This window comes from Streptomyces sp. PA03-3a, assembly GCF_033792735.1.
In the GTDB taxonomy this organism is placed as follows: Bacteria; Actinomycetota; Actinomycetes; order Streptomycetales; family Streptomycetaceae; genus Actinacidiphila.
On the sequence record NZ_JARAVM010000046.1, the window covers coordinates 1 to 12,329 of the forward strand.

The following is a 12,329-nucleotide window of genomic DNA, read 5'->3' on the forward strand; positions in this document are numbered from 1 at the left end:
CTGCTCCTCGGCCTTCGCCTTGGACTTGGAGCCCTCGTGCAGGCCGACGCGCACATCGACCCCCGAGTCGCGCAGCGACAGCGCGTGCGCGTGGCCCTGACTCCCGTAGCCGATGACCGCGACCTTGCGGCCCTGGATGATGGACAGGTCGGCGTCGTCGTCGTAGAACAGCTCAGCCACTTCGGGTCTCTTTCCTTGTCATGGTGTGACGCTGCGGAATCGGGGGTGGCGCGACCGCCCCGCTCCGTCAGCGAAGCGCGGGCAAAGGACGGCGGCCGCCCCAGGACATGTGGTTGTCGGTTCCGGTGCCGGCCGTTTCACACGGTGGAGCGGTGTCGGCAGCCAGCGGGGTGCCCCCCAGAGGATCAGACCACGCAGGTGTAGGCCGTGGGCCACCGGGTGGGTCGATCGAGCTCTGCGGCGGCCGCCGGGCCCGGTGGGGGGCGCACAGGAGGCCCGACCTCGACCCGCGGTGGATCGAAACCCGGCCCGTGCATCCGCGGAAGCCCGGGAGCTCAACACGACTGTGACCCAGGCGAAGCGCTCGGCCGGGCCCCGGCCGAGCGCTTCCGCGAACTGCGGGCGACCTGATTCGCCACCTACGCGCCGAGACGATCGACCGTGGATCGGGCTCATACGGTGAGCGTCTCGGCCGCGCGGTCGAAGGCGGCGGTCAGTGACCGGCGCCCACCGGCAGGTCCTTCTGCACGCCCGGGTCGCCGGCGTCGGCCGTGAAGTCGGCCTTGGTGGTCTCGTCCACGCCCTCGGGGGCCTTGAGGGCCCGCAGGACGAGGGTGAGGACCACGGTGACCACGACGTTGAGCACGAAGGCGGTCAGGCCGATGTAGCCGATCTGGCCGATGACCGGGATGGTGTCGGAGGAGCCGCCGAAGTGCTTCTGGGCCGGGCTGGCCACGCCGTAGGCGACCCAGGTGCCGTAGGCCATGCCGACCGCCCAGCCCGCCAGCAGCGCCCAGCGGTGGAACCAGCGGGTGAACAGGCCGCCGACCAGGGCCGGGAAGGTCTGCAGGATCCAGATGCCGCCCAGCAGCTGGAAGTTGATCGCGACGGTCTTGTCCATGGTGAGGACGAAGACCAGGGCGCCGACCTTGACCAGCAGCGAGACCACCTTGGAGACCTGGGTCTCCTGCGCGGGGGTGGCGTCCGGCTTGAGGAAGTCCTTGTAGATGTTGCGGGTGAAGAGGTTGGCCGCGGCGATCGACATGATCGCCGCCGGCACCAGCGCGCCGATGCCGATCGCGGCGAAGGCCACGCCCGCGAACCAGGACGGGAACATGTTCTCGAACAGCTGCGGGATCGCCAACTGGGTGTTGCCGACCTGCACTCCGGCGGCGATGGCCATGAAACCGAGGGCTGCGAGGAGACCCAGCATCAAGGTGTAGAGCGGCAGGACGGTGGTGTTGCGGCGGATGACGTCACGGCTGCGGCTGGAGAGCACGGCCGTGATGGAGTGCGGGTACATGAACAGCGCCAGCGCGGAGCCCAGCGCCAGCGTGCCGTAGGCCCACTGGGCGGTCTCGCCGGGGGCCAGGGATCCGCGGGGCTTGCCCGTGGCCGGGTTGACCTGGGCATAGGCGTCGCCGGCCTTGGCGAAGATGTCGTCGAAGCCGCCCAGCTTGATCGGGATGTAGATGATCGCCACCGCGATGACGATGTAGATCAGCGTGTCCTTGACGAACGCGATCAGCGCCGGCGCGCGCAGCCCGGAGGAGTAGGTGTAGGCCGCCAGCACGCCGAAGGCGATCAGCAGCGGCAGGTCCTTGATGAACCAGTTCGACGACTCGCCGCCGCCCACGCCCATCACGTCCAGGACGGCCTGGATGCCGACCAGTTGCAGCGCGATGTACGGCATCGTGGCGAGGATGCCGGTGACCGCCACCGCCAGCGACAGGCCCTTGGAGCCGAAGCGCCCGCGCACGAAGTCGGAGGTGGTGACGTAGCCGTGCTTGTGCGACACCGACCACAGCCGCGGCAGGAAGGTGAAGATCAGGGGGTAGACCAGGATCGTGTACGGCACGGCGAAGAAGCCGGACGCGCCCGCCGCGTAGACCGCCGCCGGCACCGCCACGAAGGTGTAAGCCGTGTACACGTCACCGCCGAGCAGGAACCAGGTGATCCAGCCGCCGAAGCTGCGGCCCCCCAGCCCCCATTCGTCGAGGTGCAGGGCGTCCTCGGCCCTGCGCCAGCGCGCGGCCAGGAAGCCCACCACCGTCACGGCCAGGAAGAAGAAGATGAAGACGGCGAGTGCGACGCCGTTGACCCCGTCCTTCACTTCGCGGCCTCCTTCCGTGCCCGCTCCTCACGGCGGACCATGACGTACGCGGCGCACGTCAGGCCGGAGGACAGGAACACCCACAGCACCTGGTACCAGTAGAAGAAGGGAATGCCGATGAACTCCGGGGTCAGCTTCGCGTACGAGCCGACCCAGAGCATGGCGACGAAGGGGATGACGAGGCAGACACCGGCGATCACACGTGTGGTGGTGACCACCGGTGGCCGCCCGGAGGTTCCGGCTTGATTTTGTGACACTACGACAATCTCTATCTATAAGAATGACGGCTTTTTCGAAGAACGAACGGCCAATCCGCGCGCGGTGGAGCGGGCGACGAGGTGACCGTCGGACGGCACTTGATCCAGATTCACGCCGAGTGAAAACGGTAGTTCGGTTCAAGGTGCACGGATAGAACATCAGAGCCAACGTGACACAGCGCCCTGGACAGGCCCTGTCCTCGTGGTCGCGGTCGCGGATTCCAGCCGCAAATCCACCTCGGTCGGGACGAGTTGCCGTCGGCGGATCGCCGGTTGGGAGGGACGCTCGTACACAGCCCGGGACGGGGAGGCGTCACTCCCGTGCGGTTCACAGTGCTGTGCCCGCGTGCGCCGGGGGTGACCGGCGTCGTGATGCCGAGGCCGCCTGACCCGACAGTCTGGCGGGGCCTGGCAGCTCACCGGAGGGGCGGTGAGGTCCGCGGGCCGGGACGACCCTCGCGATGCGCCAGGATGCGCGCGCGTATGTCAGGCACGGGCGAGTCGGCTCACCGATGAGGCTGGTCACCCAAAGGAATGACGTGGCCTCTGCGGCGTCCTCAGCAGCGGCCGACCGCAGCCCGTCCGAATACTGAAGTGTTCCACAACCTCCGGCTGAGCTGGTGTGATGGAGGGTGAGTATTGCTTGGACGATGCATGTGATGCGGGTGGTCGAGCAGCGAAGCTCGAGTAAGGCCTTGAGGGGCGGCGACGGCTGGTTCGACGAGGGCCTGGGGTACCGAAAGCCACTGCTCCCACTGACAGTCGGGGCACCCGCCCGCACCATTCCGGCGGTGCCGAATGACGAAGCCCTGGGCAGACTAACGGCGAATCATGCGTCAGCCTGTCACAGGTCCCGGAGCACGGGTGTCCTGAGCAGGTCCTCCAACCCGGCCCACTCGAAGAGGCAGGCGGCCAGCACGGCGTGATCCGTGGGGTCAGGCAACTCCCACTCGCCGTTGGATGAGCGGAAGCCGGCCTCCCCTCCCTTCTCGACAAGCCGGAGGCCGAAGGCGCGCGGCACGATCCGGACGTCGATCGCGGGTCCTTCGTACATGACCGATCGGCCGGAACGCCGGAGCGCGGACGTGCCGGTGAAACGGAGCGGTTCCCCGTCCACCTCGCCCACAAAACCCTTCCGTATCCGCCACCGGAGCAACAGTGGGTGCGCCACGAGCCGGTGGACCTTGAGCGTGGTTTCTCCTTGCCGCAGGGACACCGTCCAGCTCTCCACCGCATCGGCGTGGTCCTCCGGGCGGGTCCGCGGCCCGAGCTCCCGGATCAAGGTCGCCTCGCCACGGGGAGTGATGCACTTCGCGTAGACCTCGGCAGCGATCGCCGGGTTCCTCCACTTCACGAACGACATCTCTCGACCCACACGAAACTTGCCCATATGCCCCCCGCTGGTCTTCTTGATCCGGGCCACACCATTATCACGGGCGTTCCCGCAGAACACCGAACGCGCGTGCGGGTACGCACAGGAATCCGAGCCTCGGCGGTTCCGTGCAACCCGCTGCGTGTCCCCGAACGGCACGGGACTGGTTGCTGCCGGGTCGGGCGACTGAGGTACGCCCCGAGGCACCGTGTGCGCCAGGAGGATGATCAAGGTGAGACGATCTCGCCTTAAACCGCCGTCGTCCCCGACGCCGACGGGGAGGACGAGATCCTCGTAATGGGCGAACGCCGCTTCGGCCTCACCCTGCCGCGCGACGAGCCGTCCTCACCCTGCCTCTGATCTGCTCGGAGTGAGGTTGGAAAAGGCTCACTGGCCGGTCGCCATCATGAATCTGGTTGTCGGTCCGCGCGGGCCCGGTCCCTCGTGGTCTGCGTTCGCCCCGCCGGGATTCGGCAGCAGACCGACCGTGCAAGGGGCCACCGAACCGGTAGCCGGCCCATGCACGGGATGAGGAGGGGACAGTTGACTGCTGGCGGCTTCTCTTCGAAACGGCTCGCCCGGGTACGAGAGTTGCTCGATCTTCAGGTCGAATCCGGCCGCGTCCCGGGAGTGGTGGCCGTCCTCGCCCGCCACGGCGAGGTGCACATCCACGCGACCGGCCGCCTGGCGTTCGAGGGAGCGGGTTCGACGACACCGATGGCAGGCGACACGATCTGCCGTATGGGCTCGATGAGCAAGCCGATCGTCGCCGCGTGCGCGATGACCCTCGTGGAGGACTGCACCCTTCGACTCGACGACCCGGTCGACGACCTCGTCCCGGAGCTGGCGGACATGACCGTGCTCGCCGATCCGGACGGCCCACTGGCCGACACCGTCGCGGCGCGGCGCCCGATCACCCTGCGGGACCTGCTGACCGGCACCCTCGGCACCGGGATGGTCCCCGCCGAGCCGGGAACGGTCCCGGTCGCCGACGCGCTCAACGCACTCGAACTCGGCAACCCGCCGCCCGACGAGTGGATTCGCCGGCTCGGCACGCTTCCGCTCGTACACCAACCCGGTGAGCGCTGGATGTACGACATCGCCGCCGACGTGACGGGCGTGCTCATCGCCCGGGCCACCGGCAAGTCCTTCGAGGACGCCCTGCACGAGCGGATCTGCGATCCGCTCGGGATGAAGGACACCTCCTTCAGTGTGCGCGGCGAGGGCCTGGGCCGGCTGGCGACGGCGTACGAGCGCGACAACGCCGCCGACGGCGAGCCGGTCGTCGAAGACGCACCCGACGGACAGTGGAGCCGGCCGCCGGCGTTCGAATCCGGTGGCGGCGGACTCGTCTCGACCGCCGACGACTACCTCGCCTTCGCCTCGGCACTGCTCGCCGGTGGCACCCACCACGGCGAGCGCGTGCTCTCACGGCCGGCGGTGACACTGATGACCAGCGACCACCTGACCCCGGCCCAGAAGGCGGTCTCCGGGTTCTGGCCGGGGTACTTCGACAGCATCGGCTGGGGTTTCGGGATGTCGGTCCGCACCCGCCGCACGCACCTCGGCCCCTCGTCCGGAAGCTACGGATGGCCCGGCTTCTACGGCACGGCCTGGTACAACGACCCCGCCGAGGACATGACGGCGATCTTCGTCATGCAACGGGCACACGCCGGTGACCAGCGGCTGCCGATGTGGCACGACCTCTGGACCGCCGCCTACCAGGCGATCGACGACTGAGGCGCGGCCGCCCGTCAACGAGGCGTGGCGAGGACGTCCCGGAGCACGTCCTCGAGTGAGACGCGGGACAGTTCGCGTCGCACTGTCTCCTCGATGCCGTCGTAGACGCCTTGCATCGCCGGCTGGATGCCGTGACCGATGACGCACCCGTGGTCCGGGGTGGCTCGGTGCAGCGCGAAAAGGGGGCCGGGCTCCACCGCCTCATAGACATCGAGCAGGTTGATCGACCCCAGATCGCGCGCCAGCGCCCAGCCCGCACCCACCCCCCGCCGGGACTCCACGAGACCGGCTCGACGCAGTTCGCCCAGCAGGCGTCTGATCACCACAGGATTGGTGTTCGCGCTGCTCGCGATCTGTTCGGAGGTGGCCACATCGTTGCCCTGGCGCTGGTAGAGGCCGATCCAGGCCAGCGCGTGGGCTGCGATCGTCAACCTGCTGTTGGCGCTCATGCGCCCCTCCCCTCGACGGAAACCACTTGCGTTCGACAACGCAGTCGTAACCAGTATAGTTGCGACTGTCGTAACAAACTTTGTTTCGACAGTCCCGAGTCGATCGATGAGGAGAGAAGCATGAGCAAGCCACTCACCGGCAAGGTCGCCCTGGTCACCGGCGGATCCCGCGGGCTGGGCGCCGCCACCGTACGGCTCCTCGCCGAGCAGGGTGCCGATGTCGCCTTCACTTACGTCAGCTCCGAAAAGCCGGCGCAGGCCATCGTCGACGAGCTGCGCGGCAAGGGAGTCAAGGCCGCCGCCTTCCGGACCGACCAGGCCGATACGAGCCAGGCGTCACTGCTGATCGACGACGTGATCGCCGCTTTCGGCCGGCTGGACATCCTCGTCAACAATGCTGCGATCACCGTGGAACAGGGACGCACGGTGGATGACCCGGACGCCGACACCGCCGCTCTGGACCGTATGCACGCCACCAACTACCTGGGAGTGATCGCCGTCATCCGGGCCGCCTCCCGGGTGCTGCGTGCGGACGGCCGCATCATCACCGTGAGTTCCGGGCTCGGTTCCCGCGTCGGGCTCCCCGGCCTCGCCGACTACGCGGCCACCAAATCGGGCATCGAGCGGTACACCATGGGTGTCGCCCGGGACCTCGGGCCCCGGGGCATCACGGCCAACGTCGTGGAGGCCGGACTGATGGAGAGTGGCATGGAACCGCCGGACCCCGAGACTCTCAAGGCCCTGGTCAGCTCTCTTTCCCTCCAGCGCATGGGGCGCCCGGAGGAGATCGCCGCGGCCATCGCCTTCCTGGCAAGCCCCGCCGCCTCGTACGTCACCGGGGCAGTGCTGGACGCCCACGGCGGCTACAACGCCTGACCGGCGACCCCGCCGCGAAAAACGACCCGCGGGATCACGCCCACGGTCGGCGGCCCTGGACGCCGGTGCCACACGCACTGCCGCAACCAGCGGCACACGGCCAACCCCGCGAGCTGTCCGAGCCGACGGCGTCGCGCCCGGAGAACGTCGCGCCGACACAGTCACCCTCCGTCGGACTCCCTCAGTGCACCGTCACCGCCTCCTGGTTGTCGACGCCGACGAAGCGCGCGTGGAGCTCGCCCGGCGGGACGCCGCCGATGCTGCTCTCTGCCCGAACCCGGAACGCGCCGGTCCCCCGATCGTGATCGGGGGACCGGCGCGGCGTCTACCCTTGTGCGCTCTTCACGCCCCACGAGAGTGCGGAGCGCCCCGCGAAGCGTGCCGCTCCGCCCAGCTCCTCCTCGATGCGGATCAGCTGGTTGTACTTCGCCGTGCGGTCGGAGCGGGAGAGCGAACCGGTCTTGATCTGCCCGCAGCCGGTCGCCACCGCCAGGTCCGCGATGGTGGTGTCCTCCGTCTCACCCGAGCGGTGCGACATGACGGCCGTCCAGCCCGCCTCGTGGGCCAGCTCCACTGCGGCCAGCGCCTCGGTCAGGGTCCCGATCTGATTGACCTTGACCAGGACCGAGTTGCCGACGCCGGAACGAATGCCTTCGCGTAGCAGCGTCCCGTTGGTGCAGAACACGTCGTCGCCGGTGAGCTGACAGCGGTCGCCGACGCGGGCGGTCAGCTCGCGCCATCCGTCCAGGTCGTTCTCCGCCATCGGGTCCTCGATGGAGACGACCGGGTAGGCGTCGATGAGCTTGGCCAGGTAGTCGGCGTGCTCGGAGGGAGTGCGGCGCACCCCCTCCCCCGCGTAGTCGTACACCCCTTCGCGGAAGAACTCCGACGACGCCGGGTCCATGACCAAACCGACGTCCTCACCGGGGCGGTAACCGGTGCGCTCGATCGCGGTCATCACGAAGTCGAGGGCCTCCTCGGCGGTACGCAGCCCGGGGGCGAAGCCGCCCTCGTCGCCGACGCCCGTGGAGTGCCCCGCCGCCAGCAGGTCGCGGCGCAGGGTGTGGAACACCTCGCTGCCCATGCGGACGGCCTCGGCGAAGGTGTGGGCCCCCACGGGCGCGATCATGAACTCCTGGAAGTCCAGCGGGTTGTCGGCGTGGGCGCCCCCGTTGACGATGTTCATCATCGGCAGCGGCAGGAGATGGGCGTCGGCGCCCCCGAGGTAGCGGTAGAGGGGCTGGCGGTGGGCCGCGGCGGCGGCCTTGGCGGCGGCGAGGGATACACCGAGGATCGCGTTGGCGCCGAGTCGGGATTTCGTGGCGGTTCCGTCCAGGGCGATCAGCGCGGCGTCGAGTGCCGCCTGGTCTCCGGCGTTCCGGCCGCGCACGGACGCCGCGATCTCACCGTTGACGTGGGCCACCGCGCGGTCGACTCCCTTGCCGTGCCACCGCGCGGAGTCCCCGTCACGCAGTTCCACGGCCTCCCGGGCACCGGTGGAGGCACCGGAGGGGACAGCCGCGCGTCCCAGGGATCCGTCGGCCAGGACGACGTCGACCTCGACCGTGGGGTTGCCACGGCTGTCGATGATCCGGCGGGCGGTGACGGTCTCGATGGCGGCGTCGACTGTTCCGGCTGCCTTGACGGACATGGAAGGTCCTTCCGTTGTCGTATGCCGTGGCCCCGGCTGCGACAACGCTGGCGCTGAGCCCGACAACGACAGACAATACAGCAATGCTGCGCAGTTTTGCTGTACAGCATTGCTGTGCAGGCAAGGTGCTCAGCTCTGCTGGCCAACGAGGTAAAGTGCCCTATGCCCACCCCGGAAGCCGCCGCCATCGCCGCCGACCTGCGCACCGCGATGGGCAAGCTCACTCGACGCGTCAAGAACGAGGACCGCATTCCGCTCGGCCAGGTCGCCGTGCTCGGAGCACTCGACCGCAACGGCGCCATGACCACCAGCGACCTCGCCGCCGATCAGCGCGTACGCCCCCAGTCGATGGCCCGGGCGGTAGGGCTGCTCATGGAGCAGGACCTGATCACGCGACGAGCGCACCCCACGGACGGCCGCAAGTCGCTGGTCGAGTTGTCGGACGCCGGCCGCACCGCACTCGAAGCGGAGCGCGGCCGCAGGGCCGGTTGGCTCGCACAGGCCATCGAGGCCGAACTCACGGATGAGGAGCGGGTATTGCTGGCACGGAGCGCCGCCCTGCTGGAGCGGCTCGCCACACGCCATTAGCGCCTGCTGCGAAAATCCTCATGGGGCTCGCAGTTCCGGGTCACGTCCCGAGGATATGGGCTGTGGAGGGGAAGTACAGGCTGCAGCGCCAGACACGTCGGCGGGCACGGTTTGCCCAGGTCACCGTTCATGGAGAGCCGGCCGGCGAGCCGGGCGTCGAGATGGGTATCGACGTCTTCGGGTGGCGCGGCACGTCTTACGGGACCGCGGTGCGCGCCCACGGGGCCGGTGATGAACGGATCCAGGCAGAGGCCCGTGAAGGCGCCTGGTACGCACTCATGCGTCTTCCCGTATCGGCCCGTGGGGTGCTCGTTTCCATCGTCGAGATCGTCACGGCGCCAGCGGACACAGGCCCTGGTGACGTGAAGTTCGCTGCGGCGCATGCTGTTTGGCAAGCCCTCGGCCGCAAACCGGATCAACCTCCGCGGATCGGTGATGACGGGGATCACCTCTTTCCATAGCGGCTTGGGCCGCACCACCCGTTGATGGCCTCGACCAGCACGGTCGCCCTGTAGCGGACGAAGGGCTTGTCGTGCCTGGTGGCCACCGCACGACGGCGCGCGAGGCGGTTGATCCCGCACTCCACCGCATCGGCGTCGACCCCTGGGCGAGCCGCGCTGCTCGAGGTCGGCCATCTGGTCGTGCTGCTCCGGAATCGCGCGACGGATACCGCGTCGCCGCAGGTAGGCGCGGTTCGCCCGCCCAGGGTCTGCGGCAAGGGGCTGCGACAGCATCCGCGGAACCCGTGAAGGCGTCACGGCGGAGCCGCGGGCGCCCAGGCGCTTTCCCTTTCGGCCCATACGTCGCCGGGCACCAAGCGGTGATCGCCCCTGGGGTTCCGGGGGCGATCACCGTTCGACATGGGGCTACGGGTCAGGCGCCGACCAGTCGATGCGAGGCTGGGGAAATCCAAGGGCTCAGCCGGCACATGGAGGGTGCGCCCCGTGAACGCCGGCCGGGAACTACGGCCAGTCGCCGTCGTCTCCGCGGGACTCGTCCGCCAGCGCGAGGAGTCCCCCGAGTTGGACTCCGCCCAGGACATCAGGCTTCCCGGCTGCGAAGGACGCGGGCGCAGGAGCGGCCGGCTGACGGACACCGTTGGCCGTTGTGGACCGCAAGGCCGCCGAACCACGGCGCAGCGCAACACATCACACTCGAAGCCCGCATCCATCGGCGGACAATCTGCCGCATGAAGACCGGCCACGCGTCCCGGATGCACGTGGTGCGGCCCGCTCGTTCTCGCTCGATGTGCGCGTGACACGTCCGCGAGGGCGGCACGTTCGGCATACCGCCCGCCGCGCGAAGCCCGCAGTTTCGCGGAGCACAATCCACACCGGACCCGACGACGTCCCCCTACGGCGTTGTCCGCACCGCTCGGGTCGACTGCCGCGCGTCCCGGACAACAGGCTCATCGATGCGCCCGAAGGCATCGCGGTGGGGTGCCCCGGTCAGCCGGCCAGCTGCGGGTACAAGGAGGCGAGGTCGGCTGCCAGGCCCGCCTTGACCTGGCGGGAGAGCTCGTCGGCCAGCACTTCGTAGGCGTCGGCTTCGATCCCGTCCAGCGCCTGCTCCGCGACGTCGCTCGGCGACGCCTTCGGCGCGTCGACGTGCGCCGCCAGGTCGGTGTCCACGTAACCGACGTGCAGCCCGGTGACGTTGACGCCGCGCGGCTTCAGCTCCAGGCGCAGCGAGTTGGTCTGCGACCAGAGCGCGGCCTTGGACGCGCTGTAGGAACCGGAGAGCGCGACCCAGGAAAGGACCGAGTGCACGTTGAGCAGGTGGCCGCCGCCGTTGGCCTCGATGACCGGGGCGAAGGCCCGGGTCATCTGCAGGGGGCCGTAGAAGTTGGTCTCGAACTCGCGGCGTACGTCTTCCACCGGCGAGGTCAGGAACGATGCCGCTACGGCGCCCGCGGCATTGTTGATCAGGATGGCGACGTCCGGTGCCTGTTCCACCGCGGCGGCCACCGACGCGGGGTCGGTGACCTCCAGGGCCAGCGCCACTGCCCCGGGGTGAGTGACGGTGCGGGGGTCGCGGGCGGTGGCGTACACCTTCTTCGCCCCTCGGTCGTACAAGGACTCGACCAGGGCCCGACCTATGCCCCGGCTGCCTCCGGTGACGAGAACGGTAGAGCCTGCGATTGCGGTCATGAATCTGCTCCCAGCGTGACGTCCGACGGCGGAAACCGATCGGTTTCCACCACTGTAAACCGATCGGTTTCCATGCGGCAACACGCGGCGTAGACTCGCTTCCATGACTTCCAGCGCACCCGCCCCGTCTGTGACAGCCGCGGCGACGGCTCCGACTCGCGAGCGGCTCCTCGATGCCGCGGCCGGGCTCTTCTACCGGGAGGGCGTCAACATCGGCATCGAGGCGCTGTGCCGGGCAGCCGGAGTCTCCAAGCGGTCGATGTACCAGCTCTTCACCAGCAAGGACGACGTCCTGGCCGCAAGCCTGGACCGCGCCGGTTCCGGATACCTGAGCGGGCTGCTGCCCGCCCCCGACGCCGACCTGCCGCCGCGCGATCGCATCATGCACGTCTTCAAGCAGCTCGAGTCGCTGTCCGCGTCACCGGACTACCTGGGCTGCCCTTTCCTGGCGACCGCGTTCGAGCTCAAGGACTCCGAGCACCCCGCCAGCGTGGTCGCCCGACGCTACAAGGACGCGCTCACCGACTTCTTCCGCGAAGAGGCCCGTCGGGGTGGCGCCCACGACCCGGACCTGCTCGCCCACCAGCTCACCGTCGTCTTCGACGGCTCCAGCGCCCGCGCCATGGCCCAGGCCCGCAGCCTGGGCGGACTGGCCACTGCCACCGCCACTGCCCTGGTGGACGCGGCGGGGGTGTCCTGAGCCCTCAGTGCTGCCGGACCACGAAGGCCCGGAAGGGTCGGACTCCGACGGCCGGTTCGGACGGCTCACCGCGGTTCCTGGGTGTCAACGGCCACACCCTGACCTGCCGGCCGGAGGACGCCGCGATCCTGATGCGCGGCGTCATGCGGGCGAGGTGCCCATCCGCGATATCGCGCCGCAGCTCCTCCGGTGGGCCGCGGCCTGAACCAGGCCGCCGGTCGTTCCCGTCCGGTCTCGGGCGAGGCCGCACAGA

The 12,329-nt window shown here is 69.2% G+C and carries 11 protein-coding genes and 1 pseudogene; 5 read left to right on the forward strand and 7 right to left on the reverse strand.

Annotation, left to right across the window (positions count from 1 at the left end):
• From PV342_RS36020 to PV342_RS36035, 4 genes and pseudogenes are all read right to left on the reverse strand, one after another.
• Positions 1–180, reverse strand: a pseudogene (locus tag PV342_RS36020) (ketol-acid reductoisomerase); the annotation flags it as partial.
• Positions 181–673: 493 nt separating this feature from the next.
• Positions 674–2,293, reverse strand: a complete 1,620-nt coding sequence (mctP, locus tag PV342_RS36025) for a monocarboxylate uptake permease MctP (protein WP_500320373.1) — start codon at positions 2,291–2,293, stop codon at positions 674–676.
• The gene (locus PV342_RS36030) at positions 2,290–2,511 is read right to left on the reverse strand and encodes a DUF3311 domain-containing protein (protein ID WP_500320375.1); all 222 of its coding nucleotides are present in this window, start codon (positions 2,509–2,511) and stop codon (positions 2,290–2,292) included. The genes mctP and PV342_RS36030 overlap by 4 nt, the downstream gene beginning before the upstream one ends.
• Positions 2,512–3,394: 883 nt before the next feature.
• Positions 3,395–3,973, reverse strand: a complete 579-nt coding sequence (locus tag PV342_RS36035) for a hypothetical protein (protein ID WP_500320376.1) — start codon at positions 3,971–3,973, stop codon at positions 3,395–3,397.
• Between the two features lie 540 nt (positions 3,974–4,513).
• Between PV342_RS36035 and PV342_RS36040 the strand changes: the two genes are divergently transcribed.
• Positions 4,514–5,662 (forward strand): serine hydrolase domain-containing protein, encoded by a 1,149-nt coding sequence (locus tag PV342_RS36040; RefSeq protein ID WP_500320378.1) that lies wholly within the window; start codon positions 4,514–4,516, stop codon positions 5,660–5,662.
• Between the two features lie 14 nt (positions 5,663–5,676).
• On the opposite strand, the gene PV342_RS36045 is transcribed toward PV342_RS36040, so the two are convergent.
• Positions 5,677–6,111, reverse strand: a complete 435-nt coding sequence (locus tag PV342_RS36045; RefSeq protein WP_386995599.1) for an Rrf2 family transcriptional regulator — start codon at positions 6,109–6,111, stop codon at positions 5,677–5,679.
• Between the two features lie 120 nt (positions 6,112–6,231).
• Between PV342_RS36045 and PV342_RS36050 the strand changes: the two genes are divergently transcribed.
• Positions 6,232–6,987: an SDR family NAD(P)-dependent oxidoreductase gene (locus PV342_RS36050; RefSeq protein WP_400806163.1), complete on the forward strand. Its 756-nt coding sequence runs from the start codon at positions 6,232–6,234 to the stop codon at positions 6,985–6,987.
• A 325-nt stretch (positions 6,988–7,312) separates the two neighbouring features.
• Here the strand turns inward: PV342_RS36050 and eno are convergent, their stop codons facing one another.
• Positions 7,313–8,638: a phosphopyruvate hydratase gene (gene eno, locus PV342_RS36055; RefSeq protein ID WP_500320381.1), complete on the reverse strand. Its 1,326-nt coding sequence runs from the start codon at positions 8,636–8,638 to the stop codon at positions 7,313–7,315.
• A 162-nt stretch (positions 8,639–8,800) separates the two neighbouring features.
• On the opposite strand from eno, the gene PV342_RS36060 reads away from it, so the two are divergent.
• Together PV342_RS36060 and PV342_RS36065 are read left to right on the forward strand one after the other, a co-directional pair.
• A complete protein-coding gene (locus PV342_RS36060) occupies positions 8,801–9,226 on the forward strand; it encodes a MarR family winged helix-turn-helix transcriptional regulator (protein ID WP_386995605.1) in 426 nt (141 codons plus the stop codon).
• Between the two features lie 62 nt (positions 9,227–9,288).
• Positions 9,289–9,687, forward strand: a complete 399-nt coding sequence (locus PV342_RS36065; RefSeq protein ID WP_400806158.1) for a hypothetical protein — start codon at positions 9,289–9,291, stop codon at positions 9,685–9,687.
• A 987-nt stretch (positions 9,688–10,674) separates the two neighbouring features.
• Here PV342_RS36065 and PV342_RS36070 read toward each other — a convergent pair.
• Positions 10,675–11,376, reverse strand: coding sequence for an SDR family oxidoreductase (locus PV342_RS36070; RefSeq protein ID WP_500320383.1), 702 nt, complete (start codon positions 11,374–11,376; stop codon positions 10,675–10,677).
• A 130-nt stretch (positions 11,377–11,506) separates the two neighbouring features.
• On the opposite strand from PV342_RS36070, the gene PV342_RS36075 reads away from it, so the two are divergent.
• The gene (locus PV342_RS36075; RefSeq protein WP_433428750.1) at positions 11,507–12,076 is read left to right on the forward strand and encodes a TetR/AcrR family transcriptional regulator; all 570 of its coding nucleotides are present in this window, start codon (positions 11,507–11,509) and stop codon (positions 12,074–12,076) included.
• Positions 12,077–12,329 lie beyond the last annotated feature (253 nt).